This window comes from Actinomadura sp. NPDC048032, from assembly GCF_040653175.1.
GTDB classification, from domain to species: domain Bacteria; phylum Actinomycetota; class Actinomycetes; order Streptosporangiales; family Streptosporangiaceae; genus Spirillospora; species Spirillospora verrucosospora.
The window spans coordinates 1-24,487 of sequence record NZ_JBEZJP010000083.1; the positions used below are offsets into that span (position 1 = coordinate 1).

Here is a 24,487-nt window from a genome sequence, read left to right on the forward strand (position 1 = left end):
GCCCTTCTGCCCGGCCGCGAGGTTGCGGCGGTAGAAGGCGTTGGACTCCTCGGCGGTGGAGAAGCCGGCGTACTGCCGGATCGTCCACGGCTGGGTCGCGTACATCGCCGGGTAGGGGCCGCGCAGGAACGGCGCGATGCCCGGGTAGGTGCCGAGGAAGTCGAGCCCGGCCAGGTCGTCGCCGGTGTAGAGGGGCTTGACGCCGATGCCCTCCGGCGTGTCCCAGGTCTGGGCCTCGGGGTCGGCTCCGGTGGCGTCGGCGACCGCGGCGCGCCACCGCTTGGCGGCCTCGTCGGCCGGGGGCGCCGTCCCGAGGTCGACCTCGGTGAAGTCGGGGATCATTCGTTCACTCCCAGATCGTGGAGGGTGGTCTCCAGCACCTCGACCGCGTCGCATCCCGCGTGCACGCGGGCGTCGACCCCCTCGTAGGTTCCCTTACCCGCCAGCCAGACCTTCACAGCACCCGCGTCGCGCAGGACCCGGGCCGCCTCCGCGGCCCTCTCCTCGTAGAGGGCGTCGCTGGAGCAGATGCAGGCGACCGCGGCGCCGGACGCCCCGAACTCCTCGGGGGCGCCGGTGACCGTCTCGATCCCGCCCGCCTGGAAGAGGTTGGCGGCGAACGACGCGCGCGCCGTGTGGACGGCGATCGGTCCGAGCGTCGCGAGGAAGACCTTCGGACGGGCGCCGGTCGCCTCCGCGTGGGCGTCGGAGCGGTCGCGAAGGGCCTCGAAGTCCTGCGCGTACGCGACGACCGGGAGGCCGCCGCCGGGCGCCCGGGGCGCGGGGTCGCGCCGGGGCGGCGTCTCGGCGAGGTCGGGGAACTCGCTGACGCCGGTGATCGGCGCCTTGCGGCGGGCGATGTCCTCGCGGCGCCGCTCCCAGGTGGCGGCGAGGCGGCGGGCGACGAGGCCCGAGTCGAGGGCGGCGGCCAGGCCCCCGGCCTTCTCGATCTCGGTGAACCAGGCCCAGGCCGCCTGGGCGAGGCCCTCGGTGAGGCTCTCGGCGTACCAGGAGCCGCCCGCCGGGTCGACGACGCGGGCGAGGCTCGACTCCTCCAGCAGCAGCGTCTGGGTATTGCGGGCGATGCGGCGGGCGAAGCCGTCGGGCAGGCCGAGGCGGGCGTCGAACGGCTGGACGGTGACCGCGTCCGCGCCGCCGACCCCGGCGGCGAACGTCGCGATGGTGGTGCGCAGCATGTTCACCCACGGGTCGCGGCGCGTCATCATCGCCGAGGAGGTGACCGCGTGGACGCGCGCGGCGGTGCCCTCGGCGGCGCCGCTGACCTCCGCCACCCGCGCCCACAGGCGGCGCGCGGCGCGGAGCTTGGCGATCGAGGAGAACTGGTCGGCGCTGACGGCGAGGCGGAACTCGATCTGCCCGAACGCCTCGTCCACGCTCAGCCCGGCGCCGGTCAGGGCGCGCAGGTACGCGACGCCGGCGGCGACGGCGGCGCCCAGCTCCTCGGCGTCGCCGCCGCCCGCGTCGTGGTACGGGGTCCCGTCGGCGACGACCGCGCGCAGCCGGGGAAACTCGCGGGCGCAGCGGACGGCGAGCGCGGCGGCCTCGTCCAGCGACCCGGGCGCGCCGGTGCGCGCCGCGAGGCCGAGCGGGTCGGCGCCGAGGTTGCCGGACGCCTCGGCCGCGTTCCCGCGCTCGGCGACCAGGGCCAGGAACGCCCGCGCGGCCTCGCCCGCCGACGCTCCCGCGTCCAGCACCACCGGGGCCAGGTCGAGCAGGACGCCGCGCAGCGCCTCGGGCAGCGCGGCCACCGGCAGCCCGCCCTCGCCGAGCCGCAGCCAGACGGAGGTGGCGCCGTTCTCCAGGTCGGCGAGGATCGCCTCGCGGGTGACGGCCGGGTCGGGGTGGGCGTGCCGCTGCCGGACGTCCCACCCGGCGATGCCCTCGCCGTCGGGGCGCACCTCGCGCACGTAGGGGGCCAGCCCGGGACGTCCCGGCGGCGCGTCGTCGCGCGTGTAGAGCGCGGCGATCGGCACCCCGTCGTAGGAGTCGCGGGTCAGCAGGCCCTCGATCTCGTCGAGGGGGGTGTCCTCGCTCGCCGCGCCGGACCTGCGCAGCACCCCCTTCACCATCTCCCGCCACCGGTCGCGGTCGGCCGCGGGGAAGGCGGCGGCCAGTTCGAGTTCTTCAGGCGGCACCGTCATGTCCTGGATGGTAGGTGAGCGGCCGAATCCGGCTCGGGACCGGGTCCCGCTGACCAGTACGCGGCGCGCGCCGCGGGCCCGGGTTAGCGGTGCGCCGTCCGGGAAGAGGGGTGGTCATGACCCTGGAGACACTCCCCGGCGACCTGTACCACATGCAGGAACTCCTCGACGGACGGGAGAAGGAGATCCTCGGGCGGGTGCGCGGCTTCCTGGAGGCGAAGGTCGCGCCGATCGCGAACGACTGCTGGGCGCGGGCGGAGTTCCCGTTCGACCTGATCCCGCAGTACGGGGAGCTCGGCATCGCGGGCCTGGCCTACGACGAGTGCCCGGGCGACAAGCCGAGCAGCCTGCTCACCGGGTTCCTCGCGATGGACATGGCCCGGGTGGACCCGTCCATGGCGACGTTCTTCGGGGTGCACGCCGGGCTCGCGATGGGCAGCATCGGGCGGTGCGGCTCCCCGGAGCAGCGCGAGCGGTGGCTGCCCGCGATGGGGCGGATGGAGAGGATCGGCGCGTTCGCGCTCACCGAGCCGGACGGCGGCTCGGACGTCGCGCTGGGCCTGCGGACCACCGCGCGGCGCGACGGCGACCACTGGGTCCTGAACGGCGCGAAGCGCTGGATCGGCAACGCCACCTTCGCCGACCACACCGTCGTGTGGGCCAGGGACGAGGCCGACGACCAGGTGAAGGGGTTCGTCGTCGCGAAGGGCACGCCCGGGTTCACCGCGACCCGGATCGAGAACAAGATCGCTCTGCGGACCGTGCAGAACGCCGACATCCTCCTGGAGGACTGCCGGGTCCCCGAGTCCGACCGGCTGGCCGGGGCGAACGGCTTCCGGGACACCGCCGCGATCCTGCGCCAGACCCGCAGCGGCGTCGCCTGGCAGGCCGTCGGGGTGATGCTCGCCGCGTACGAGATCGCCCGCGACTACGCGGTGGGACGCGAGCAGTTCGGGCGGCCGATCGCCAAGTTCCAACTCGTCCAGGACCTTCTGGTCAGGATGCTCGGCAACGCCACCGCCTCGCTCGGCATGGTGGTGCGGCTCGCCCAGCTCCAGGACGAGGGCCTCTACCGCGACGAGCACTCCGCGCTCGCCAAGGCGTACTGCACCAGCCGCATGCGCGAGGCGGTCGGCTGGGCGCGCGAGCTGATGGCGGGCAACGGGATCGTGCTGGACTACGGCATCGGCCGGTTCGTCGCCGACGCCGAGGCGCTCTACTCCTACGAGGGCACCCGGGAGATCAACACTCTGATCGTCGGCCGCGCGGCGACCGGTCTGGGGGCGTTCGTCTGATCCGTCCGTCCCGGCGGCGGCTCCTCCCGGCCACGGCTGATCTTCGGGCACCCCCGAAGGCCCCGTGGCTAGGGGCGTTGCTAGAGTTCGGCGTCGTAGCCCCCAGCCCCCGAACCGTGCAAGGGAAGACGAACGCATGTCGACTGGCAGCCACGCCGGGCGTCCCAAGTCCTGGGTCGCCGTGGCCATCATCTTCACCGGTTTCGCCGTCGGCGGCGTCGGCGTCACCCTGGGCCCCGACTGGGTCGTGTTCGGGGTGGGCGCCGCGCTCGTCGCGATCGGCGGCGTCATCGCCCTGGCCGTCGACATCATGACCGACGTCGTCGTCGACGAGCCCCGGGCGTAGCAGTGTTCGACCGGCCTCCGATCGAGGAGCGGATCGCCGCGCGGCAGCGCGAGCGCGGGCCGCTCAAGCCGGGGACCGTCTTCCCGCACGGACCCGCCAAGATGCTGTTCTTCTTCGGCATCGGCGTGGTCGTCGTCACGCACCTCATCGCGCTGTCGATGTACTTCGTGGACCCCGGCCCCTGAGGGCGGACAGCGGTCCGCGCGCGGCACGCGCCGACGGCCCGTCTCAGCGGCCTCGATCCGAGCCGTTGGGCGGGCCGTTGCGCTTGTCGCCCAGGTAGAACAGCCCCGCCAGGACGAACACGGCGACGGCCACCAGGATGACGAGCATGCCGATCGGAGTCGAGCCGGGCACCGGGTCTCACCTCTTCCCTTTCGCTGCGTCTCCCCGGACGGTGCCCGCTGAGCGGCGGGTCAAAAGAGGGTCAAGAAGATCCCTTACTACCCATTCGGGCCGTCCGGCAGGTGCGCGAGGCGCGGCGGCGACGTAGCTTCGAAGGCCCGAGCCAGAGGTGGTGGGATGGCCCTGCGATTCGGAATCGAGGAAGAGTACTTCGTCGTCGATCCCGTCTCCCGGAAGCTCGTCCCCCGTGCCGCCGCGGTGGTGCGCCGGGCGGGCGCGGCGCTGGGCGAGCGCGCCTCCACCGAACTCGTCGCCTACCTCGCCGAGGCCAAGACCTCGCCGTGCGACGACCTGGACAAGCTCGGCGAGCAGATCCGCTCGATGCGGGCGGTGATGGCCGCCGCCGCGGCGGCCGAGGGCGTCCGCCTCGCCGCGACCGGGACGCCCGTGCTGGGGGAGCTCGTGCCCGCCCCGATCACGCGCGGCGCCCGCTACGCCGAGAGCCTCGCCTTCTACCGCGGCCTGGACGACGAGCAGAGCATCTGCTCGTGCCACGTCCACGTGGAGATGCCGGACCGCGAGCGCGCCGTCCAGGTCAGCAACCATCTGCGCCCCTGGCTGCCGACGCTGCTGGCCCTGGCGGCGAACTCGCCGTACTGGGCCGGACGCGACACCGGCCACGCCTGCTGGCGGGCGCTGGCCTGGGCGCGGTGGCCGGTGGCGGGGCCTCCGCCCTACTTCGCGTCCGCGGGCCACTACGACGACCTCGTCGGGGCGCTGCTCGAATGCGGGGCCCTGATGGACTCCGGGACGATCTTCTGGGACGTCCGGCCGTCGGCCCGGCTGCCCACGATCGAGGTCCGGCTCGCGGACGTCGCCCCGACGGCCGGGGAGGCGGCGGTGTTCGCCGCGCTGGTCCGGGCGCTGGTGCAGGTGTCGTCCGACCTGGTGGACGCCGGCGAGCGGGCGCCCGACCCGCCCCCGGAGACGCTGCGCGCCGCCTACTGGCTAGCGGCGCGGCACGGTCCGGCCGGGCGGGGGCTGGACGTGCGCACGGGCCGGCCCGCGACGTTCGGCGAGCAGGCCGGGCACCTGCTCGCGCACGTGCGGCCCGCGCTGCGCGGCGCCGGCGACCTCGACGCCGTCGCCCGCGGGGTGCGGCGCCTGGTCGCCGGCGGGACGGGCGCGGAGTTGCAGCGCGGCGCCCACCGCAGGCGCGGGCGGCTGACCGACGTCGTCGACGCGGTCATGCTGCCCGGTCAATGACCCCCCGGTCATGAGGCGGCCGCGGGCCTCGGTCGTCATTGGTCCGGATATTGTCTGTTTTCGGAGGGCGCCTCGCGGGTACCGCTGGATCGGAACATCAGATCGGCTGACCTCGGGGGATGTCCGCATGGCCCTGCTCGTACGGCTTCCCTCCTGCGCGTATTCTCGATCGAATGCACGAGACAGCGGCACCGGACGGAGCGACCGAACGATGAGCCTCAGCCCCGGCGGAACGGGCGTGGCACGCGAGGACGCGTTCATCCACCCCGCGCTCTTCTACCGCGGCGACGAGGAGTACCTCGCCGGAACCGTGCCGTTCATCCGCGCCGGGCTCGACGCGGGAGAGCCGGTAACCGTGGCGGTGCCCGCCGTCCGCATGGCGCAGCTGGGCGACGCCCTCGGCGCGGCCGCCGACCGGGTGAGCTGGATCGACATGGCGAAGGCGGGCCGCAATCCCGGCCGCATCATCCCGGGAGTGCTGCGGCACTTCGCCGACCGGCACGCCGGTGGCCGGGTGCGGATCATCGGCGAGCCGATCTGGCCCGGCCGCTCGGCGACCGAGTACCCCGCCTGCGCGCAGCACGAGGCCCTGATCAACCTTGCCTTCGCCGGGCGCGAGGCCACCATCCTGTGCCCCTACGACGAGGCCCGGCTGGACCCGGTGGCGCTCGCCGACGCCCGCGCCACCCATCCGGTCGTGATCGACCGGTCCGGGACGCACCCGAGCGCCGACTACGCGCCACACCGCGTCATCGGCGACTACAACCTGCCGCTGCCCGAGCCGGCCGAGGCCGCCGGGGCGGTCGCGATGAGCTTCGACATCGACGCGCTCCCCCTCGTCCGCGAGTTCGCCTGCCGCTGGGGGGCGAAGTTCGGCCTCGGCGCCGGCGCGGTCGGCGACCTGGAGCTCGCCGTGAACGAGCTGGCCGCCAACTCCTGCCTGCACGGCGGGGGCACGGGCACGGCGCGCCTCTGGGTCGAGGACGAGCACGTGGTCTGCGAGGTCAGCGACGCCGGGACGATCAGCGACCCGCTCGCGGGCCGCCGCCCGGCGGACATGAGCCCGAACGGCGGCCGCGGCATCCTCATGGTCAACCACCTCGCCGACCTGGTCCGCGTCCACACCGGACCGGCGGGCACCACGATCCGCGTCTACATGCGCACCGTGAGCCCCGGCCTCAGCTGAGCGCCCGGCCGATCCCCGCGAGCGTCTCGGCGAGCAGCGCGTCCCGCCCGGTGGACGCCGCGTACTCGGCCAGCGTCGCCGTGAGGTTCAGCGCCAGGGCGCGCGCGGCGGCCTCCTGCTCCGGCGGCACCGTCCCGTACTCCGCGAGGAGCGCCTCCCGCGCGGCGCCGCTGAAACCCGCGTAGGCCAGCGACATGTCCACGGCGGGCGCGCCGAGGCAGACGTCCCCCCAGTCGATCACTCCCGCCGCACGGCCTGCGGGGGTGAGCAGGAGGTGCCGGACGTGCAGGTCCCCGTGGACGACCACCGGGTCGCCGCCCGGCGCGTCCCAGCCCTCGGCCGCGGCCAGGAACTCCTCGAGGGCCGGATCCGGCCTCCACACCCCTCGGGCGGCGATCGCGTCGAGGCGGCCGCGGGTCCGCGCCGCGCGCCCGGCGGGGTCGGCGCGTCCCATCGGGTCGACCGGCAGCCCCTCCCCCGCCTCTCGGACCAGGGCCGGGTCGTGCAGGGCCCGCAGGAAGGCGCCGGTCTCGGCGGCGAGGGCGACCCGGTCCTCGTCCGGCGGCCTCACCTCGGCGAGTTCGCGCCCGGGGATGCGCCGCGCGCCCCAGAACGGCCAGGGGAAGTCGTCCGACGGCTCCCCGAGGAAGCGCGGCACGGGCACCGGCAGCGGCAGCCGGGGCGCGAGGACGGGCAGCACGGCGGTCTCGCGCTCGACCCCCGCCAGGGCCATCCGCCGGCGCGGGAAGCGGAACACCCAGTCGCCGCCGACGAGCAGGACGGTGTTGTCCCAGCCCGTGGCGAGGCGCTCCACCGGGGCGCCGCGGAGCTCAGGGAACCTCCGCCCGATCAGCGTCCTCGCCAGTTCGGGCGTCACCTCGTGCTCGGGAGCCCACTCCGGAGTCGTCACGCGGAGGAACGCTACCCCTGCCGGCCAGCCAGAGCGCGGCGACGACGAGGCCGCAGCCCGCGAGCTGCGCGGGACCGGGCCGCTCGCCGAGGACCATCGCGCCGAGGGCGACCGCCAGCACCGGCTGGAGCAGCAGGAGGGCCCCGGCGACGTCGGCGCCCAGCCGGGGCAGCGCCGCGCCGATCAGCACCCACCCGCACACCTGCCCCGTCATCGACAGCGCGGCGAGCCAGCCGAGGGCGGGCCATCCCGGCGCGAGGTCGATGCCCTGCCAGGGGCCTCCGATCGCGGCGGAGGCCGCCCCCGCGCCCAGCGTCGACAGCAGGACCGGCTGCGCCCGGTGCTGCTGGCCGCGACCGGCGAGACGGGTGAGGAAGAGGTAGCCGCCGTAGGCGAGCCCGGCGCCCGCGCCGAACAGCGACCCGAGCACCGGGTCCGTCCCGTCCGTGCCGTGCCCTGCGACGCCGGCGGCCAGCGCGACGCCGGCCATCAGCGCCGGCACGGCCGCCGCGAAGGCCCGCGAGGGCCGCTCTCCGAACACCGCGAACGCCAGCAGCGGGACCACGACGACCTGGACGTTCACCAGCACGGTCGCGATGCCCGCGCCGACGCCGTCGATCGACGCGCCCCAGAGCACGAAGTCGGCGCCGAGCACCAGCCCCGCGAGGACGTCGAGCCCGGCGCGGCGCCGCGGCCCCGCCCCGCGCCGCTCCCAGCGCGCCAGGAGCGCCAGCACCGGCAGCGCGAGCGCGCAGCGGAAGAACGCCGCCGTCCCGGGCGAGACGCCGGACAGCCGGAACAGGATCGCCGACGCCGAGATGAACGCGGCGCCGGAGACCAGAAGCAGCCGCGGATCGATCCGTCGCATGCGCACCACGCTGCCGTCCGGCGACTGATTAGCACAAGCGAATGTTGCTTAGCGAAAAACAGTAGTATCCCTACCGTGACGCTGAATGTGGAACGCCTGCGCGCCCTGCACGCCGTGGCCGTGCACGGTTCGATCGCGGCCGCCGCCGCGGCCATGCACGTGACGCCCTCGGGGGTGTCCCAGCAGCTCTCCAAGCTGGAGCGCGAGACGGGCCACACCCTGCTCGAACCGCGGGGCCGGGGCGTCCGGCTCACCCGGGCCGGGCACGTCCTGGCCGGGCACGCCGAGCGGGTGATGGCCCAGCTGGCCGCCGCCGCGGCCGAGCTCGACGGGCTCCGCGAGGCCGCCGTCGGGCCGCTGCGGCTCGGGGCGTTCGTGACCGCGGCGCGCTCGGTGCTGCCCGCCGCGCTCACCGCCCTGCGGGAGCGGCATCCCGACCTCGTCCCGACCCTGCTGGAGGCGAACACCGACGAGATCCTGCCCGCGCTCACCCGCGGCGACGTCGACGTCGCCGTCGTCGAGAGCTGGGACACCCTGGTCACGCCGTTCCCCGCGTCGGTGGCCCACGTCCTGCTGTCCTCCGACGTCATCGACCTCGCGCTGCCGGCCGGGCACCCGCTGGCCCGGCGCCGCGCGGTCGCCCTGAGCGAGCTGCGCGGGATGCGCTGGGCCTCGTGGACGGCGGGCGGCAGCTGCGACCAGCAGCTCGTGCAGACGCTCCGCGAGCACAACGTGGAGCCCGACATCGCTTGCAACGTCGCCGACTACCCCACCCAGCTGGCCTTCGTGGCGGCCGACCTCGCCGCCGCGCTCATCCCCCGGCTCGGCCGCGACCCGATCCCGCGCGGGGTCCGCGTCGTCGCTACCAGGCCCGCCGTGCACCGCAAGATCTACGCGGCCTGGCGGGCCGGGGCGGACCGGCCGGCGGTCCGGGCGTGCGTGGAGGCGCTGCAAACCGTCGCCGAGCGCCTGCCGGACGGCCGGCCCGGCTCATGACCGGGCGCGCCGCCGCCCGACGCGGCCGCGGGGCTTGAACACCGAGAGGGCGGTGGCGGAGAGCAGCATCGCCAGCTGGCAGGAGACCACCGCCACCTGCTCCCACTGCGGCCCGGCGGCGGGGGCCGCCCCGCCGGCGGTCGCGTCCGCCATCGTCTCGGGCGTGAACAGCAGCATCCCGGCGAGGATCACCAGGACCAGCAGCACCAGCTTGGCGAGCACCCAGTAGTGCCGCGCCAGCCCCCACGGGCTGCCAGTGGCGAGCGCGACGCCGCTGGCCAGGGCGGTGAGGCTGAGCGGAATGCCTCCCCCGAACACCAGCACGCTCATCAGGCGGTAGGCGGAGTTCGCGAGCACCGGGTCCGCGGTCAGCGCGGCGGTGAGGTTGAGCAGCACGAGGCCCCACACCTCCCCCAGCAGCGCGACGGAGGCGACGACGTGCACGACGGTGACGGTCTTGCGGACCGACGGTCCCGGCCGCCACCACTGCCCGGCGGCCACCGGCCGCGACTGGAAGGTCGACATCTGAGCGCTCCCGGTTCTCTCGACGACGATCCGATCGTGCGACGGCGGCACCGGAGGCGTCGTCGGCCGTGCGGAGGCTTCCGCCCTGCCACGCCTGGGGCAGTCGCCCGCGGGGGCCTGCTCCACGCGCGGTATCCCCCTCGGAGCCCCATCCCTCTCGGAGCCCCATCCCGCGCCGGAAGGCCGAGACTTGACCCGGCGATCAGTTGCGGAAGGGAATCGGCGGGAATGATGCCCTTCGCCCGTCTTCCGATCGCTTTGGGGACACGATGCGTCTTCTTGCTCGCGCTCACCAGATGCCCGTCCGGCTGGCCGTCGGCGCGTTCGTCCTGAACTCGGGCCTGTCGAAACTCCAGGGACTGGACGCGGCGGCCGACGAGATCCACGGGACGGCGAAGACCGCCTACCCGTTCCTGGAGTCGCAGGACCCGCGGGACTTCACCCGCGCGCTCGGCAGGGCGGAGGTCGCCCTCGGCGCAGCGCTGCTCGTGCCGCTGGTGCCCTCGCTCGTCGCGGGCGCGGCGCTCACCGCGTTCTCGGCCGGGTTGACCGGCCTGTACCTGCGGCTGCCCGGCATGCGCCAGGAGGGCGGGCTGCGCCCCTCTCCGCAGGGGATCCCGCTCGCCAAGGACACCTGGCTGGTCGGGGTCGGCGCCTCGCTCGTCCTGGAGGAGCTGGTGAGGCCGCGCTCCGAGCGCCACCGCCGCCGCCGATGACCCTCCTTGACGCGGGGCCGCGCCCGCGGTGAGGATCGGCGCGTCCCCCCGAGGAGGCCGCGCCATGACGTCCGAGCCCCGCCCGTCCCCTCTCGTCCGCGTGGCGGACGGCACCGACGCCGCACCGATCGCGGCCGTCCTCGGGCGCGCCTTCGACGACGACCCGGTCTGGCGCTGGCTCCTGCCCGACGACGCCTCCCGCGTGCGGCGGATGACCGCGCTGTTCGGCATCCTGCTGCGGCAGGTGCACCTCCCCCACGGGGCGACCGAGACCACCGGGCGCGGGGACGGGGCCGGGGCCGAGGCCGCCGCCCTGTGGGACCCGCCCGGCCTGTGGAGCGTGCCGCTGCGTCTGCAGGCGGCCTACGCCGTGCCGCTGCTGCGCATCCTGGGCGCCAGGACGCCCGCCACCCTCCGCACGCTCAGCGCGATCGAGAAGCACCACCCGCGCGAGCCGCACTGGTATCTGGCGGTGCTCGGCACCGACCCCCCGGCGCAGGGCAACGGCCTGGGCGCGGCCCTGCTGCGATCACGGCTCGACCGCTGCGACGCCGAGGGCCTGCCCGCCTACCTGGAGTCCTCGAAAGAGCAGAACGTGCCCTACTACGAGCGGTTCGGCTTCCAGGTGACGCGCGAGCTGCCGCTGCCGGGCAAGGGGTGCCCGCCGGTCTGGCTCATGTGGCGCGCCCCCGGAGGGTGACTCCGCAGGGTCCTCCACCGCGAATCGACATCTTCGGTTAAGTGCCTGTCATGGCCGGAAAAGGCCAGTCGCGCGACCGCGCCCGCGCCCGGACGCGCCCGCGCGCCGATCGTTCGCCGCAGCACCGGACGATGACGCGCCAAACCCCGCTGACCCGATGCGGCCACGTGCCCGGCGGGTTTCGGACGGTCCACCGGACGCGGCCGCCTCCGGACCCGCCGCGGCCGCCTACCGTCGTAAGCGAGCCATTGCACCGATCCCCTCTGGTGAAGGCGACAGGTGAAGCACCATGCCCATGGCCGGCACGAGGGCGCCGGAGAACACCCCTCTCGCCCTGCACAGGCCGGGTCCGGCGCGCGTCCAGGACTACCTCCTCGGCGGCAAGGACAACTACGCGTCCGACCGCGACCTCGCCCAGCGGATCCTGCGGGTCCTGCCGCAGGCCGCGGCGGCCGCCCGCGCCGCCCGCCGCTTCCTCGCCGGCTCCGTCGCGCAGCTCGCCGGACGCGGCGTGCGGCAGTTCGTCGACCTCGGCTGCGGCCTGCCGAGGACGGACAACCTGCACCAGATGGCCGCGGGCCGCGCCGGCGGCGCCCGCGTCGTCTACGTCGACCACGACCCGCTCGTCATCGCCCACGCCCGCGCGCTGCTCATCGACGGCGGCAACGTCGCGGCGCTGCGGGCCGACATCCGCGACCCGGCCGCCGTCATGGGCAGCCCCGAGGTGCGGCGGCTCATCGACCCGGCCGAACCGGTCGCGCTGGTGTTCTCCAGCGTCCTGCACTTCGTGGACGGCGCCGCCGAGCTCGTCGCCGACCTCGCGGCGTCCACGGCCCCCGGCAGCGCGCTGGTCGTCTCGCACGCCACCGCCGACTTCGCCCCCGGCGCCGTCACGGAGGCCGCGCGGCTCTACGGCGAGGCGACGTCGGTCCCGGTCCGTCCGCGCGGCGGCGCGGAGATCGCGCGGCTGCTCGGACCGTTCCGCCCGCTGCCCCCCGGGCTGACGCCGCTCACCGCCGAGGGACCCACCGGCCCCCGCGACGAACCGGTCCTCTACGGCGCCGTCGGCGTCCGCTGACACCGATGTGGCGTTGATCACATTTTTCGGATAAGCCCGGCGCGGACGGCGCGCTCCGGTTGGCCGCGACCGCCCTGCTCTCGCCGCGCCTCCGGCGTCCGCGCCCCGTGACACAGCGTCAGCCGAGGGATGCCCCGATTAAGAGAAATCTCATTTGCCCGTTAGAAACGGTAACGGTTCGGCCCCTATCGTGGCCCGGATGCCGACGAACACCCTGACTCCGCATGACACGACGATCGGCGCTCCCCCCGCGAAGGCACCGCGCATGGGCTGGCTGGACGCGCTGCGCGGCCTCGCGGCCCTGGTGGTGGTGTTCGAGCACTCCCTGGACGTGCTCCTGCCCGAGGTCCGCCGGGCGACCGGCCCGTGGTTCGACTTCGGCCGGTACGGGGTCTTCGTGTTCTTCCTCGTCAGCGGCTACGTGGTGCCGTTCTCCCTGGAGCGGCGCGGCAGCGTCCGGCAGTTCTGGACCGGACGCTTCTTCCGCCTGTACCCGGCGTGGGGCGTGTCGGTGGTGCTGGCGCTGCTGCTCAGCGCGGCCGGCCTCTCCTACGGCCTGCCCGCGGCGATCGGCGACCGGCCCTGGGCGTCCGCGCTGGCGCACCTGACGATGCTGCAGGACCTCCTGGGCGTCCCGAACGTCGTCAACGTGTTCTGGACACTGTCCTACGAGATGGTCTTCTACCTCCTCGTGACGGCGATGTTCGTCGCCGGAGTGCACCGCGCCAGCGCCCGGGTCGCCCTCGGCTTCGGCGTGGGCGCGGCCATCCTCGGCGTCGCGCTGCCGTCCGGGCTGCTGGCCTCCCGGTGGCCGGGCGGGACGGTCCTCGCCGCCGCGCTGATGCTCGCCGGCGGCCTGGCCGCCATGGTCAGCCGGCACCGCGGGCTGCGGCGGGCGGGCGTCGCGGTGGTGGCCGCGCTGGCCCTCGTCCTGCTCGTGCTGAACAGCCGCATCGGCGCCATCGAGAGCCTGTGCATCATCGCCACCATGTTCGCCGGGACCGCGATCCGCGGCATCCAGGACGGGCGGCTCCGGCTCGGGCCCGCCGCGGCGATGGTGGCGATCGTCCCGGCCCTGACGCTGGCGGCGGGCATGCGCACGCCGACCAGCTGGGCGCTGCACGCCAACCCGAACCCCCTCGGCCCGGACTGGTCCATCGCGGTGGGCGCCGCGTGGCTGACGTTCCTGGCCGGGCTCGCCCTGCGGAACCGCTCCATGCCGCGCGTGCTCGTGTGGCTGGGGCTGGTCAGCTACTCGGTCTACCTGCTGCACCCGCTGGTCATCCAGGCGGTCTGGCACGCCGCCGGACGCGACACCTGGGGGCTGTCGGCACCGGTCCGGGCGGTCTGGGGCGTGGTGCTGCTGGCGACCGTCCTCACCTCGGCGGCGCTGGCGCACCGCTACGTCGAGCGGCCCGCGCAGAACCTCGGCCGCCGCCTGACGGCGCGGCGGCGCTCCCCCGCGGCGCCCGCCGCCGCCTCCGCACCGCAGCCCGCCCACCCCTGACCGTCCCCTCCGGCGGGTGATGACAGCGTTCGCTTTCTTGCCTAGGGTGATTCGCCCGAGCCCACCCCGCCGATCGGACAACGGATGACCCAAGGGCCGATGCCCGCCGAGCTGCCCGACGTGCTGCGGCAGCATCTCCAGGCCGCCGTGGACGAGATGGAGCGGGAGATCCGCGACCAGGTCCCCGAGTACGCGGGCGCCGACGGCGGCGAGTACGCCCGGAAGGTGGAGCGGACGGTCAGCGACACCGTCGCGTTCTTCGTGGACTCCGTCGACCATCCCACCGCGGACGCACGCAAGATCACCGAGCTGTACATGCGGCTCGGCGAGGAGGAGGCGCGGCAGGGCAGGAGCCTGGCCGCGCTGCAGAACGCGATGCGGGTGAGCAGCCAGGTCGCCTGCCGCCGGTTCATCAAGGACGCCTACCGGCTCGGCTGGTCGCGCGAGACGCTCGGCCGGCTCACGGACTCGCTGTTCATGCTGCTGGCGCGGGCCGCGGACGCCGCCGCGCAGGGCTACGCCCGCGCGCAGGGCCAGCTGGCGACCGAGCGGGAGCGCCGCCGCGACCGGCTCCGCGACCTGCTGGTCGCCGAGCCCCCGCCCGGGCACGAGACGATCGCCGAGCTGGCGGTCGCGGCCCGCTGGGAGCTGCCGAAGAGCATCGCGCTCGTGGCGCTGCCGGCGGGCGCGCCCGCCGGCGCCCGGATCCTGCCGCCCGCGGTGCTGGCCGACTGGGAGGCGCCCGTCCCCTTCCTCGTGGTGCCCGACCCGGAGGGCCCCGGCCAGGACCGGCTGTGGCCGGCGCTGCGCAGGCTCGGCACCTCGGCGCTCGGCCCGACCGTCCCGATCGGGCAGGGCGCGCTCTCGCTGCGCTGGGCCCGGCACGCCCTGACCCTGGCGGAACGGGGGCTGCTGCCGGACGAGGGCCCCGTCCGGTGCGTCGACCACATCGCGTCCCTGGCCACGCTCGCGGCGGACGAACTGGTCGGCGCGACCGCCGAAGCCGCCCTCGGGCCGCTGCTGGAGCTGCCTCCGCCGCGCCGGCAGCCGCTCGCCGAGACCCTGCTGACCTACCTGCAGTGCGGCGACAACGCGGTGACCGCCGCGGAGCGGCTGCACATCCACGAGCAGACCGTCCGGTACCGGCTGCGGCGCATCACCGAGCTGACCGGCGGCCGCTTCACCGAGCCGGACGGACGGCTCGACCTCATGCTGATGCTGAGCTGGCTGGTGCGGACGGGCCGCGCCGACCGGACGGGCCGGGCCGGGCCGACGGCGTAGCCGCGGCTCACAGGAACGCGGCGACGCGGGCGGCGAGCTCCTCCGGCGTGACGATCTCGATGCCGAGCCGCTCGGCCTTGGCCCTCTTCGACCCCGCCTTCTCCCCCGCGACCACCAGGGACGTGCGGGCCGACACCGACGAGGACGCCGTGCCTCCGGCGCGCTCGACCAGCTCGTTCACCTGCTCGCGCGACAGGCCGCCGAGCGGCCCGGACATCGCTCCGGTGACGACGACCGACATACCGGCGAGGGGCAGGTCCGGAGCGCCCGCCCCGGCCTCCCGCCCGGCCGGGCCCGCGGCGCCCGGCTCGGTCATGGTGACCCCGGCGGCGGCGAGCTTGTCGATCAGCGGGGCCAGCTCGGCGATCTCGGCCACCAGGACCGCGGCGCGCTCCGGCCCGACGCCCTCGACCTCCTGGAGGGCCTCGGCGTCCGCGGCGCGGATCGCGTCCATCGTGCCGAAGTGGCGGGCGATGCGGCGCGACATCGACCGGCCGGTGCCGCGCACGCCGAGCGCGCAGAACACCTTGCTCAGCGGCTTGGCCTTCGCGCCCTCGATCGCGGCGAGAAGGGCCGTGGTGCTGGTCTCGCCCATCCGCTCCAGGGCGATGACCTGGTCGTAGGTGAGGGTGAACAGGTCGGCGAAGTCGGTGATCAGCCCCTCGCGGATGAGCTGGTCGATGCGGCCCTCGCCGAGGCCCTCGATGTCGAACTGGTCGCGGGCCACCGCGTAGCGGACCGACACGACGGCGTGGCAGGCGCGGCCCCGCACGCACCGCCAGCGCTGCTGGGAGGCGTCGATCCCGTCGCCGCAGCGCGGGCAGGCCGCGGGGATCTCGACGGGCCGCTCCCGCCCGGTGCGCAGGTGGACGACGGGGGCCTCCACGCGCGGGATGACGTCGCCCGCCTTGTAGACGGTGACGTGATCGCCGATCATCAGTCCGCGCCGCTCGATGTCGGCGGCGTTGTGCAGGGTCGCGTAGGTGACGGTGGAGCCGTCCACCTCGACGGGCTCCAGGACGGCGCGGGGCGCGATGACCCCGGTGCGGCCGACGTTCCACTCCACGTCCAGCAGCCGGGTGATCTTCTCGACCGCGGGCAGCTTGTAGGCGATCGCCCAGCGCGGGGCGCGCGAGGACAGGCCGGCGTCGGCCTGGTCGGCCGCCGCGTCCGCCTTGACCACGATGCCGTCGATGCCGAAGTCGAGCTCGGCGCGCAGCGCGGCGATCTCCTCGATCCGCTCCAGCACCCGCTCGATCGACGTCGCGGTGATCCCCGGGGCGGACGTCGCGGCCGTGGTGTTCGCGCCGAGGCCGGCGACCAGCTCCATGACCCGGCTGTGCGGCAGGTCGCGCAGGCGCGCGGCCGTCTCGCCGTCGGTGCCGTCCGCCGGCAGCGCGCCGTAGGCGAAGAAGGTCATCTCCACCTCGTAGGGGTGGTCCCTGGTGCGCAGGGTTCCGGCGGCGGCGCTGCGCGGGTTGGCGAACGTCGTTCCCACGGCGGCGGTGCGGGCGGCGTTGGCGGCCTCGAACTGGGCCCGCGTCATCAGCACCTCGCCGCGCAGCTCGACGGTGAGCGGCCGCGCGAGGCGCCCCGGCAGGCCGAGGATCATGCCGGTGCAGTGGGAGACGTCGTCGCCCGAGGCGCCGTCGCCCCGCGTCACCAGCCGGACGAGCCGCCCGTCGCGGTACCGGGCCGAGATCGCCATGCCGTCCAGCTTCGGCTCGACGCTCCACGCCGCGACCTCGCGGCCGAGCCTGCGGGCCAGGCGCGCCGCCCACGTCCGCAGGCCCTCTTCGGAGAACACGTTGTCCAGGCTCAGCATCGGGACGGTGTGCGGGACGTCGCCGACCACCGCTCCCCCGGCGACCTTGCCCGTCGGGGACTCGGGCAGCACCTCGTCCGGATGCTCGGCCTCGTAGGCGGCGATGCCGCGCACCAGCCGGTCGAAGGCGTCGTCGTCGAGCGGCGAGTCGCCCTCGCCGTAGTAGGCGGCGGAGGCGGCGACGGCGGTCTGGACGGCGGCGGCGTAGGCCGCCCGGTCACCGATCTCGGTGCGGGCCGGGGTGTCGCTCATGACGCCATCATGCCCGGTCCCCCCGAGATCTCCAGGCGGTCAGCGGGGGCCCAGGCGGTGCCCGAGAAACGCCAGTTCGCGGCGGAGCTGCCGACGCCAGAAGGCCGCGTCGTGGCATCCGCCCTCCAGCCCGCCCTCGGGGCGGACCCGGTCGCGGAAATCGCGCACCCGGTCGGCGAACGGGTCGCTGGTCCCGCAGTCGACGCGCAGCGGGACGCCCTTCAGCTCTTCGAGCGCGGCGAAGACGTCGTGGCGCTGGTAGTCCGCCGCGCCGTCGAACGAGCGGCGGTTGGTGGCGACCGCGTCCTCGTAGGAGGCGAACAGGGCCGGGGACGAGGCGACCACGGCGGCCGTGCGGGCGCGGCCGAGGCGGCGGGCCAGCACGAGGGCTCCGTAGCCGCCCATCGACCAGCCGATGGCGCCCACGCGGTCGGTGCGGGCGCCGCGGTCCCGCAGCCGCGGCAGCAGCTCGTCCACGATCATGCCGAGGGGGTCGTCGCCGGAGGCGCGCGGATGCCAGTAGGTGTCCCGGCCGCCGTCCACGCTCACGAGGGTGAACGGGGGGACGCCGCCGTTGGCGACCGCGTCGGGCAGGTAGTGGTCCAGGGCCAGGTTCCGCACGAGGGAGGAGCCGTCCTCGCCGGTGCCGTGCAGGGCGACGACCACCGGCAGGCCGCGCGGCGACCGGTTCGCGGCGGGCGGGACGACGGTCGCGGTGACGTTCGTGCGGCGGTGCGCGGAACGCCAGGTCATCGTCTCGGCCCGGACGGACGCGGAGGGCGGCGCCGGCACGTCCCCGCACCTGCCGAGCGCGCGGTCCAGCCGGACCTTGCCGGGCAGGGCCCCGCTCTCCACCAGTGCGTAGCCGGCGCCGCCCGTGGCCGCGGCGGCGCCGAGGCCGCCGAGCCCGCCGAGGACGAGGGCGCGTCGGGTGATCAAAGAGGGTCCTTTCAGGAGGCTCCGGGCACCGTATCGCCCTCGCGGGACGCGTGCGCCGACCGCGACAGCAGCGCGACTCCCCCGGTGAGCAGGAGCACGCTGAACGACAGGGCCGTGAGCGCCGCGGCCGTCCGGGGCGGCAGCGTCTGGAAGGCGAAGGCGGCCACGAGGTAGGACGCGATGGGGTTCGTCATCGTCATCGCGGTCATGGCGGCGGGCAGCGATCCGGCCGCGAACGCCCGCTGCTCGATGACCAGGCCGAGCAGCGTGCTGCCGGCCAGCGCGTAGCCGGGCCAGTCCACCGCGGTGGCCGCGACCCCGCGGTCGACCAGGTCGGCGGTGGTGAGTTTGATCAGCACGGCGGTCGCCGCGAAGCACAGGCCGGCGCAGACGCCGAGCAGCGCGGCCCGCACCGGCCCCCTGCGCAGCCATGCCGCCCGCGACAGGACGAGGATGACCGGCGCGGCGACGAGCCCGGCGAGCAGGATCCGCGGCCGGGACGGCTCGCCCTGGGGCGGGATCGCGCCCGGGACCGTGAACAGGACGGCGAGGCCCGCAGTGACGGCGATGCCTCCGAACAGGTCGAGCCGCGCGGGCCGGCGCCCCGTGCCGATCGTGCCGAGCACGATCGTGAAGACCAGCTGGGTGACCAGCAGCGGCTGGACGACGGCCGTCGAGCCGAAGTGCAGGGCGACGGCCTGCGCGCAGAACCCGCCGAGGTTGACCCCCCACCCGGTGAGCCACACGGGGTCGCGGACCAGCCGGCGGATCAGCCCGTGGGCGGCGGACGCGTCCGAGACGCCGTGCACGGCACGCCGTGCGGCCCGGTACTGCAGGGCCGCCGCCGCGGCGAACAGGAACGCCGCGAGCAGGCTGAAGCAGACCGACCAGGCCATCAGCCCGTCCCGCTCCGGCTCACAGTGCCCCTCCCGCCTCGCGCATCCCGCCACAGATCATCCTTCCCGCCGCCGGACGGGATGACCACGGGGCCCGTCCGCTCTTGACCCCGACGGAAAACGGATCTAAAACAAGAGAAACAAACTCAAACAGAAGGGAAGCCACATGGAGCCGGGAGCGGTCGGCGCATGATCGTGACGGTGACGCTCAACCCGAGCCTCGACCGCACGATCGAGGTGGACGTGCTGACCCGCGGCGCGGTCATCAGGGCCAGGTCCGCGCGGCTGGACCCGGGCGGCAAGGGCGTCAACGTGTCCCGGGCGCTGCTGGCCAACGACGTCGCGTCCGCCGCCGTGGTCGCGGTGGGCGGCGCCGACGGCGACCAGCTGCGCCGGCTGCTGGAGACCGAGGGCCTGCGCGTGCACGCCGTCCGCGCCCGCGGGCGGACCCGGTCCAACGTCACGATCGTCGAGCCCGGCGGCGTCGTCACCAAGCTGAACGAGCCCGGCGGCCCGCTGTCGCCCGGGGAGCTGGACGAGGTCGGCGCCGCGGTGGCCGCCGCGGCCGGCTCCGCCCGCTGGGTGGTCGGCTGCGGCAGCCTGCCGCCCGGCGTCCCTGACGGCACCTACGCGCGGATGTGCCGCCGGTTCTCGGCGGGCGGCGTCCGCGTCGCGGTCGACACCAGCGGCCCGGCGCTGCGCGCCGCCGTCGCCGCCGCGCCCGACCTCGTCAAACCGAACCGGGAGGAGCTCGCGGAGGCCGCGGGCGGCCCGGTCGACACCGTGGCCGACGCGGTCGAGGCGGCCGGGCGGCTGCGGGCGTGGGGGGCCCGCGCCGTCCTGGTCAGCCTGGGCGCGCAGGGCGCGGTGCTCGTCGACGACGACGGCGTCCTCACCGGCGAGGCGCCCGTCGCCCACCCGCGCAGCACCGTCGGGGCCGGCGACGCCCTCCTCGCCGGGTTCCTCGCCGCGGGCGCCCGCGGGCCCCGCGCGCTCGCCGAGGGCCTCGCCTGGGGCGCGGCGGCCGTGCGGCTGCCCGCCAGCCGGATGCCCGGCTCCGCCGACGTGCGGCGCGACATCGTCCGCATCCACCCGCACCCCGACCTCGCCCGCCCCCTCCTCGCCTGACCCCGCGAAACACCCACCCCCACCCCCGAACGACAGGAGGCCGAGATGGCCACCGCCTACACCCCGGAGCCCGCCGGGCGCGGGATCCGCGCGAACGTCCAGCGGCTCGGCGGCCGGATGGCCGCGATGGTGATGCCGAACATCGGCGCGTTCATCGCCTGGGGCCTGATCACCGCCTTGTTCATCCCGACCGGCTGGCTGCCGAACAAGGAGCTCGGCGAGCTGGTCGACCCGATGATCAAGTTTCTGCTGCCGCTGCTGATCGGCTACACCGGCGGCCGGATGGTGCACGGCCAGCGCGGCGCCGTCGTCGGCGCGGTCGCCACCGTGGGCATCGTCGTCGGCGCCGAGGTGCCGATGTTCCTCGGCGCGATGATCACTGGCCCGCTCGCCGCGTACCTGCTGCGGCTGTTCGACGGCCTCGTGCGGGACCGCGTCCGGACCGGGTTCGAGATGCTGGTCGACAACTTCTCCGCCGGGATCGTCGGCGCCGCGATGGCCGTCGCGGGCAACCGGCTCATCGGCCCGGTCATGAACACCTTCACCGAATGGGCCGGGGACGGCGTGGGGTGGCTGGTCGACCACGACCTGCTGCCGCTCACGTCCCTGCTCATCGAACCGGCGAAGGTGCTGTTCCTCAACAACGCCGTCAACCACGGGGTGCTCGGTCCGCTCGGCGTCCAGCAGGCCGCCGAGCACGGCAGGTCCGTGCTGTTCATGCTGGAGTCCAATCCGGGGCCGGGTCTCGGCGTCCTGCTCGCCTACTGGTTCTTCGGGCCGCGGCGGCTGCGCCCGAGCGTCCCGGCGGCCGCCGTCATCCACTTCTTCGGCGGCATCCACGAGATCTACTTCCCCTACGTCCTGATGAAGCCGCGGATGATCCTCGCCGCGATGGCGGGCGGCGTGACCGGAGTGGCGATCTTCGTGGCCACGGGCGCCGGGCTCGTGGCGACCCCCTCGCCCGGCAGCATCTTCGCCTACCTGGCGCAGACGCCCCGCGGCGCCGGCAACTGGATCGGCGTCTACTCCGGCCTGATCGCCTCCGCGGCCGTCTCCTTCGGCGTCGGCGCCGCGCTGCTCGGCTTCGGCAGGCTGGCCGAGTCCGACCCCGAGGGCGGGGACGCGGCCGGGGAGGCGGACGGCGCCACCGAAGCGGGCGCCGCCGAGGAGACCACCACCGAGCCGAGCACCGCCGAGCAGGCGCCCCCGAAGGAGCCCGCCGACGGCGCCGCGCGGGAAACGACCGCCCACTGACGGAAGGCGCACCAACGATGAACGGCAAGGACATCCGCAAACTCGTCATCGCCTGCGACGCGGGCATGGGCAGCAGCGTCATGCTCGCCGGGCAGCTCCGCAAGGCGCTGCGCAAGCAGGACGTCGCGGTCGAGCACACGCCCGTCGACGCGATCCCCGGCGACGCCGACGTGGTCGTCTGCCACACCGGGCTCGCGGCCCGCGCCCGGCGCGGCGCCGGCGGCGCACCGGTGATCCCGTTCGAGGTCTACCTCGGCGACCCGGCCGTCGACCGGCTGGTCAAGGCGATCAAGGACGGCGGTGAGGTCGGTGCCTGACGGCGCCGCCGGCCTGCTCGCCCCGGACGCGATCCGGCTGGACGCGCGGGCCCGCGACCGCGACGACGCCGTCCGGGTCTGCGGGCGGGTGCTCGTGGACGCGGGCGCCGTCGAGCCCGGCTACATCGACGCGATGCTGGAGCGGGAACGCTCCATTTCCACCTACCTCGGCGAGGGCGTGGCGATCCCGCACGGCACGTCCGGGGGCCGCGGCCTCATCCGCCGCGACGCCCTCGCCGTCGTCCGCTTCCCCGACGGGACGGACTGGAACGGCGAGACCGTCACCGTCTGCGTCGCGATCGCGGCGCGCGGCGACGGCCACATGGAGATCCTCGCCGAGCTGGCCCAGGTCCTCATGGACCCGGGCCGGGCCCGCGCGCTGCGCGAGGCCACCGCCGCCGAGCAGGTCCTCGCCCTGCTCGCCCCGCCGGCCGAGGACGAGCAACCGACACGACAGGGACACACCGCATGAAGGTCGCCCGCTTCTACGCCCCCGCCGACATCCGCCTGGAGGACGCCCCCGAACCCGAGCCCGGCCCGGGCGAGCTGAAGATCCGCGTCCGCGGCTGCTCGACCTGCGGCACCGACGTCAAGATCTCCCGGTTCGGGCACCACCACATCGTCCCGCCGCGGGTGATGGGCCACGAGATCGCCGGCGAGGTCGTGGAGGCCGGGGCCGGCGCCGGGGACTGGGCCCCGGGCGACCGCGTGCAGGTGATCGCGGCGATCCCGTGCGGGCGGTGCGCCGAGTGCCGCCGCGGCCGGATGACGGTCTGCGCCGCGCAGGAGTCGATGGGATACCACTACGACGGCGGGTTCGCCGAGTACACGATCGTCCCGGCGAAGGTGCTCGCGGTCGGCGGGGTGAACCGGATCCCCGACGGCGTCTCGTTCGCCGAGGCGTCGGTGGCCGAACCGCTCGCCTGCGTGCTGAACGGCCAGGAGCTCGCCCGGGTCGGCGAGGGCGACGACGTCGTGGTGTTCGGGTCGGGCCCGGTCGGCTGCCTGCACGTGCGGGTCGCGCGGGCCCGCGGCGCCGCCCGCGTGTTCCTCGTGGAGGTCAACGCCGAGCGGCTGCACCGGGCCGCCGCGCTCGTCAAGCCGGACGCCGCGCTGGACGCGGGCGCGGGCGACGTCGTCGAGGAGATCCTCGAACGCACCGGCGGGCGCGGCGCCGACGTGGCGATCACCGCCGCCGCGTCGGCCGCCGCGCAGGGCCTGGCGCAGCGGCTCGTCGCGCCCGGCGGCCGGGTCAGCCTGTTCGGCGGCCTGCCCAAGGACGACCCGGTCGTCCCCGTCGACGCCAACCGCGTCCACTACCGGGAGCTGTCCCTGGTCGGCGCGAACGGGTCGAGCCCCGCGCACAACGCCCGCGCGCTGGAGATGATCGGGTCCGGACGGGTCCCCGTCGAGGACCTCATCACCCACCGGCTCCCGCTGGACGCCCTGCACGACGCCCTCGACCTGGTCACCCGGGGCGCCGCGATCAAAGTCACCATCGAACCCTGAGGAGACGCCATGCCCGAACGGAGCGTCGTCGTCGCCGCGGCGCAGGGGCTGCACGCCCGCCCGGCGCAGTTGTTCGTCCAGGCGGCGGCGCGGCAGCCGGTGCCGGTGTCCATCCGGGTCGGGGACGGCGCGCCCGTCCCCGCGAGCAGCATCCTCGGCGTGCTGTCGCTCGGCGCGCGGCACGGTACGGAGGTGACGCTGTCCGCCGAGGGGGACGGGGCCGGGGGCGCGCTGGAGGAGCTCGCCGGCCTGCTCGCCCGCGACCTGGACGCCGAGCAGCCCGCCTGACCGGTCCCGCGGACCCGGCGCGGCGGACCGGCGGGATCGGCACGGCTCGGCACGGCGGACTCGGCACAATGGGGACGCACCGCGACGCAGACGGAACGGGTGGGACGACGGTCATGTACGCCGAGGAACGGCAGCAGGCGATCCTTGCGCTGGCGCGCTCGAAGGGCCGGGTGGACGTGGTCGCGCTCGCCGAGGAGTTCTCGGTCACGACCGAGACGATCCGCCGCGACCTGACCGTGCTGGAGCGGGCCGGGACGGTCCGGCGCGTCCACGGCGGCGCGATGCCCGTCGAGCGGCTCGGCTTCGAGCCGGAGCTGGCGGCGCGGGACGCGGTGATGACGGAGGAGAAGCAGCGCATCGCCAAGGCGGCGCTGGAGGAGCTGCCCGCCGACGGGTCGGTCATCGTGGACGCCGGGACGACCACCGCGCGGTTCGTCCAGCTGCTGCCGACCGACCGCGAGCTGACCGTGATCGTGAACTCGCCGCCGCACGCGGCGGTGCTGGCGACCCGCCCGAACCTCACCGTGATCATCCTCGGCGGGCGGGTGCGCGGCCGCACGCTCGCCACGGTGGACGACTGGGTGCTGCGCCCGCTCGCCGACCTGTGGGTGGACGTGGCGTTCATGGCCACCAACGGCTGCTCGGTCGAGCGCGGGCTGACCACCTCCGACCAGGCCGAGGCCGCGGTGAAGCGGGCGATGATCGCCTCGTCCCGGCGGCGGGTGCTGCTTGCCGACCGCACCAAGATCGGGCACGACCACCTCGTGCGGTTCGGCGGCCTCTCCGACATCGACGTGCTGATCACCGACACCGGGCTGGACACCGACCTCGCCGCCGACCTCGCGGCCGCGGGCCCGGAGGTCGTCCGGGGGGGTCGCCGCCCCCCCCCGCGCCGCGC

At 75.2% G+C, this 24,487-nt stretch carries 27 protein-coding genes; 18 read left to right on the forward strand and 9 right to left on the reverse strand.

Going from position 1 to position 24,487, the window contains the following annotated elements; all coding sequences use genetic code 11:
• On the reverse strand, positions 1-342 hold a 342-nt coding region (locus AB0C69_RS14190; protein WP_360353478.1), incomplete at its 3' end, for a methylmalonyl-CoA mutase family protein.
• A complete protein-coding gene (locus tag AB0C69_RS14195) occupies positions 339-2,162 on the reverse strand; it encodes a methylmalonyl-CoA mutase subunit beta (protein WP_360353480.1) in 1,824 nt (607 codons plus the stop codon). The genes AB0C69_RS14195 and AB0C69_RS14190, both read right to left, overlap by 4 nt.
• Positions 2,163-2,278: 116 nt before the next feature.
• Between AB0C69_RS14195 and AB0C69_RS14200 the strand changes: the two genes are divergently transcribed.
• The 3 genes from AB0C69_RS14200 (at position 2,279) to AB0C69_RS14210 (ending at position 3,988) form a co-directional block, all read left to right on the forward strand.
• Entirely contained in the window at positions 2,279-3,457 is a 1,179-nt protein-coding gene (locus AB0C69_RS14200) for an acyl-CoA dehydrogenase family protein (protein WP_360353482.1), read from the forward strand.
• A gap of 136 nt (positions 3,458-3,593) precedes the next feature.
• Positions 3,594-3,803, forward strand: a complete 210-nt coding sequence (locus AB0C69_RS14205) for an HGxxPAAW family protein (RefSeq protein ID WP_345176068.1) — start codon at positions 3,594-3,596, stop codon at positions 3,801-3,803.
• 2 nt (positions 3,804-3,805) lie between these two features.
• Positions 3,806-3,988: a hypothetical protein gene (locus AB0C69_RS14210; RefSeq protein ID WP_360353485.1), complete on the forward strand. Its 183-nt coding sequence runs from the start codon at positions 3,806-3,808 to the stop codon at positions 3,986-3,988.
• A 43-nt stretch (positions 3,989-4,031) separates the two neighbouring features.
• Here AB0C69_RS14210 and AB0C69_RS14215 read toward each other — a convergent pair whose 3' ends face one another.
• Positions 4,032-4,160: a hypothetical protein gene (locus AB0C69_RS14215; RefSeq protein WP_345176077.1), complete on the reverse strand. Its 129-nt coding sequence runs from the start codon at positions 4,158-4,160 to the stop codon at positions 4,032-4,034.
• 165 nt (positions 4,161-4,325) lie between these two features.
• Between AB0C69_RS14215 and AB0C69_RS14220 the strand changes: the two genes are divergently transcribed.
• Positions 4,326-5,414, forward strand: coding sequence for a glutamate--cysteine ligase (locus AB0C69_RS14220; RefSeq protein ID WP_360353487.1), 1,089 nt, complete (start codon positions 4,326-4,328; stop codon positions 5,412-5,414).
• Between the two features lie 211 nt (positions 5,415-5,625).
• Positions 5,626-6,600: a sensor histidine kinase gene (locus AB0C69_RS14225; protein ID WP_360353489.1), complete on the forward strand. Its 975-nt coding sequence runs from the start codon at positions 5,626-5,628 to the stop codon at positions 6,598-6,600.
• On the opposite strand, the gene AB0C69_RS14230 is transcribed toward AB0C69_RS14225, so the two are convergent.
• Both AB0C69_RS14230 and AB0C69_RS14235 read right to left on the reverse strand, forming a co-directional pair.
• Positions 6,593-7,510: a phosphotransferase gene (locus tag AB0C69_RS14230; protein WP_360353491.1), complete on the reverse strand. Its 918-nt coding sequence runs from the start codon at positions 7,508-7,510 to the stop codon at positions 6,593-6,595. The two genes, AB0C69_RS14225 and AB0C69_RS14230, sit on opposite strands and share 8 nt — an antisense overlap.
• Entirely contained in the window at positions 7,431-8,378 is a 948-nt protein-coding gene (locus AB0C69_RS14235) for a DMT family transporter (protein ID WP_360353494.1), read from the reverse strand. Before AB0C69_RS14235 ends, AB0C69_RS14230 begins: the two co-directional genes overlap by 80 nt.
• Before the next feature lie 75 nt (positions 8,379-8,453).
• On the opposite strand from AB0C69_RS14235, the gene AB0C69_RS14240 reads away from it, so the two are divergent.
• Positions 8,454-9,374, forward strand: coding sequence for a LysR family transcriptional regulator (locus AB0C69_RS14240; protein WP_360353496.1), 921 nt, complete (start codon positions 8,454-8,456; stop codon positions 9,372-9,374).
• On the opposite strand, the gene AB0C69_RS14245 is transcribed toward AB0C69_RS14240, so the two are convergent.
• Positions 9,369-9,899 carry a DUF2269 family protein gene (locus AB0C69_RS14245; protein WP_360353498.1) on the reverse strand — a complete coding sequence of 177 codons (531 nt, stop codon included), beginning with the start codon at positions 9,897-9,899 and terminating at the stop codon, positions 9,369-9,371. The genes AB0C69_RS14240 and AB0C69_RS14245 overlap by 6 nt on opposite strands.
• Positions 9,900-10,168: 269 nt before the next feature.
• On the opposite strand from AB0C69_RS14245, the gene AB0C69_RS14250 reads away from it, so the two are divergent.
• The 5 genes from AB0C69_RS14250 to AB0C69_RS14270 all read left to right on the forward strand — a co-directional run bounded on the left by AB0C69_RS14250 (position 10,169) and on the right by AB0C69_RS14270 (position 15,181).
• Positions 10,169-10,615, forward strand: a complete 447-nt coding sequence (locus tag AB0C69_RS14250) for a hypothetical protein (protein ID WP_360353500.1) — start codon at positions 10,169-10,171, stop codon at positions 10,613-10,615.
• A gap of 64 nt (positions 10,616-10,679) precedes the next feature.
• Positions 10,680-11,315, forward strand: coding sequence for a GNAT family N-acetyltransferase (locus AB0C69_RS14255; protein WP_360353502.1), 636 nt, complete (start codon positions 10,680-10,682; stop codon positions 11,313-11,315).
• A 295-nt stretch (positions 11,316-11,610) separates the two neighbouring features.
• Positions 11,611-12,393 (forward strand): SAM-dependent methyltransferase, encoded by a 783-nt coding sequence (locus AB0C69_RS14260; protein ID WP_360353504.1) that lies wholly within the window; start codon positions 11,611-11,613, stop codon positions 12,391-12,393.
• Between the two features lie 199 nt (positions 12,394-12,592).
• Positions 12,593-13,900 carry an acyltransferase gene (locus tag AB0C69_RS14265; protein WP_360353506.1) on the forward strand — a complete coding sequence of 436 codons (1,308 nt, stop codon included), beginning with the start codon at positions 12,593-12,595 and terminating at the stop codon, positions 13,898-13,900.
• A gap of 84 nt (positions 13,901-13,984) precedes the next feature.
• Positions 13,985-15,181 carry a helix-turn-helix domain-containing protein gene (locus AB0C69_RS14270; RefSeq protein ID WP_360353508.1) on the forward strand — a complete coding sequence of 399 codons (1,197 nt, stop codon included), beginning with the start codon at positions 13,985-13,987 and terminating at the stop codon, positions 15,179-15,181.
• A gap of 7 nt (positions 15,182-15,188) precedes the next feature.
• Here the strand turns inward: AB0C69_RS14270 and ligA are convergent, their stop codons facing one another.
• Genes ligA through AB0C69_RS14285 form a run of 3 tightly spaced genes read right to left on the reverse strand, consistent with a single transcriptional unit; the run spans position 15,189 to position 19,147 of the window.
• Complete coding sequence (gene ligA / locus AB0C69_RS14275; protein ID WP_360353510.1) at positions 15,189-17,258, reverse strand: NAD-dependent DNA ligase LigA; 2,070 nt, start codon at positions 17,256-17,258, stop codon at positions 15,189-15,191.
• A 39-nt stretch (positions 17,259-17,297) separates the two neighbouring features.
• The gene (locus AB0C69_RS14280) at positions 17,298-18,197 is read right to left on the reverse strand and encodes an alpha/beta hydrolase-fold protein (RefSeq protein WP_360353512.1); all 900 of its coding nucleotides are present in this window, start codon (positions 18,195-18,197) and stop codon (positions 17,298-17,300) included.
• A gap of 11 nt (positions 18,198-18,208) precedes the next feature.
• A complete protein-coding gene (locus AB0C69_RS14285) occupies positions 18,209-19,147 on the reverse strand; it encodes a DMT family transporter (protein WP_345176109.1) in 939 nt (312 codons plus the stop codon).
• A 135-nt stretch (positions 19,148-19,282) separates the two neighbouring features.
• Here AB0C69_RS14285 and pfkB point away from each other — a divergent pair, with 135 nt between their 5' ends.
• The 7 genes from pfkB to AB0C69_RS14320 form a co-directional block, all read left to right on the forward strand.
• Positions 19,283-20,221, forward strand: a complete 939-nt coding sequence (gene pfkB / locus AB0C69_RS14290; protein ID WP_345176111.1) for a 1-phosphofructokinase — start codon at positions 19,283-19,285, stop codon at positions 20,219-20,221.
• A 45-nt stretch (positions 20,222-20,266) separates the two neighbouring features.
• Positions 20,267-21,475 carry a PTS mannitol transporter subunit IICB gene (locus AB0C69_RS14295; RefSeq protein WP_360353515.1) on the forward strand — a complete coding sequence of 403 codons (1,209 nt, stop codon included), beginning with the start codon at positions 20,267-20,269 and terminating at the stop codon, positions 21,473-21,475.
• A gap of 17 nt (positions 21,476-21,492) precedes the next feature.
• Positions 21,493-21,792 (forward strand): PTS lactose transporter subunit IIB, encoded by a 300-nt coding sequence (locus AB0C69_RS14300; protein WP_345176116.1) that lies wholly within the window; start codon positions 21,493-21,495, stop codon positions 21,790-21,792.
• Positions 21,776-22,264: a PTS sugar transporter subunit IIA gene (locus tag AB0C69_RS14305; RefSeq protein ID WP_360353517.1), complete on the forward strand. Its 489-nt coding sequence runs from the start codon at positions 21,776-21,778 to the stop codon at positions 22,262-22,264. The genes AB0C69_RS14300 and AB0C69_RS14305 overlap by 17 nt, the downstream gene beginning before the upstream one ends.
• On the forward strand, positions 22,261-23,301 hold the full coding sequence (locus AB0C69_RS14310; RefSeq protein WP_353834628.1) for an alcohol dehydrogenase catalytic domain-containing protein: 1,041 nt from the start codon (positions 22,261-22,263) through the stop codon (positions 23,299-23,301). Before AB0C69_RS14305 ends, AB0C69_RS14310 begins: the two co-directional genes overlap by 4 nt.
• Positions 23,302-23,310: 9 nt before the next feature.
• On the forward strand, positions 23,311-23,589 hold the full coding sequence (locus AB0C69_RS14315) for an HPr family phosphocarrier protein (protein ID WP_345176127.1): 279 nt from the start codon (positions 23,311-23,313) through the stop codon (positions 23,587-23,589).
• Between the two features lie 113 nt (positions 23,590-23,702).
• On the forward strand, positions 23,703-24,487 hold a 785-nt coding region (locus AB0C69_RS14320; protein ID WP_360353520.1), incomplete at its 3' end, for a DeoR/GlpR family DNA-binding transcription regulator.

What these genes read in the sequence shown, in the direction of transcription:
- AB0C69_RS14225 (WP_360353489.1), top strand. Translation starts at nt 5,626, where the DNA reads ATGAGCCTCAGCCCCGGCGGAACGGGCGTGGCACGCGAGGACGCGTTC.
- AB0C69_RS14195 (WP_360353480.1), bottom strand. Translation starts at nt 2,162, where the DNA reads ATGACGGTGCCGCCTGAAGAACTCGAACTGGCCGCCGCCTTCCCCGCG.
- AB0C69_RS14235 (WP_360353494.1), bottom strand. Translation starts at nt 8,378, where the DNA reads ATGCGACGGATCGATCCGCGGCTGCTTCTGGTCTCCGGCGCCGCGTTC.
- AB0C69_RS14270 (WP_360353508.1), top strand. Translation starts at nt 13,985, where the DNA reads ATGACCCAAGGGCCGATGCCCGCCGAGCTGCCCGACGTGCTGCGGCAG.
- ligA (WP_360353510.1), bottom strand. Translation starts at nt 17,258, where the DNA reads ATGAGCGACACCCCGGCCCGCACCGAGATCGGTGACCGGGCGGCCTAC.
- AB0C69_RS14200 (WP_360353482.1), top strand. Translation starts at nt 2,279, where the DNA reads ATGACCCTGGAGACACTCCCCGGCGACCTGTACCACATGCAGGAACTC.
- AB0C69_RS14315 (WP_345176127.1), top strand. Translation starts at nt 23,311, where the DNA reads ATGCCCGAACGGAGCGTCGTCGTCGCCGCGGCGCAGGGGCTGCACGCC.
- AB0C69_RS14265 (WP_360353506.1), top strand. Translation starts at nt 12,593, where the DNA reads ATGCCGACGAACACCCTGACTCCGCATGACACGACGATCGGCGCTCCC.
- pfkB (WP_345176111.1), top strand. Translation starts at nt 19,283, where the DNA reads ATGATCGTGACGGTGACGCTCAACCCGAGCCTCGACCGCACGATCGAG.
- AB0C69_RS14220 (WP_360353487.1), top strand. Translation starts at nt 4,326, where the DNA reads ATGGCCCTGCGATTCGGAATCGAGGAAGAGTACTTCGTCGTCGATCCC.
- AB0C69_RS14205 (WP_345176068.1), top strand. Translation starts at nt 3,594, where the DNA reads ATGTCGACTGGCAGCCACGCCGGGCGTCCCAAGTCCTGGGTCGCCGTG.
- AB0C69_RS14300 (WP_345176116.1), top strand. Translation starts at nt 21,493, where the DNA reads ATGAACGGCAAGGACATCCGCAAACTCGTCATCGCCTGCGACGCGGGC.
- AB0C69_RS14255 (WP_360353502.1), top strand. Translation starts at nt 10,680, where the DNA reads ATGACGTCCGAGCCCCGCCCGTCCCCTCTCGTCCGCGTGGCGGACGGC.
- AB0C69_RS14245 (WP_360353498.1), bottom strand. Translation starts at nt 9,899, where the DNA reads ATGTCGACCTTCCAGTCGCGGCCGGTGGCCGCCGGGCAGTGGTGGCGG.
- AB0C69_RS14310 (WP_353834628.1), top strand. Translation starts at nt 22,261, where the DNA reads ATGAAGGTCGCCCGCTTCTACGCCCCCGCCGACATCCGCCTGGAGGAC.
- AB0C69_RS14260 (WP_360353504.1), top strand. Translation starts at nt 11,611, where the DNA reads ATGGCCGGCACGAGGGCGCCGGAGAACACCCCTCTCGCCCTGCACAGG.
- AB0C69_RS14250 (WP_360353500.1), top strand. Translation starts at nt 10,169, where the DNA reads ATGCGTCTTCTTGCTCGCGCTCACCAGATGCCCGTCCGGCTGGCCGTC.
- AB0C69_RS14295 (WP_360353515.1), top strand. Translation starts at nt 20,267, where the DNA reads ATGGCCACCGCCTACACCCCGGAGCCCGCCGGGCGCGGGATCCGCGCG.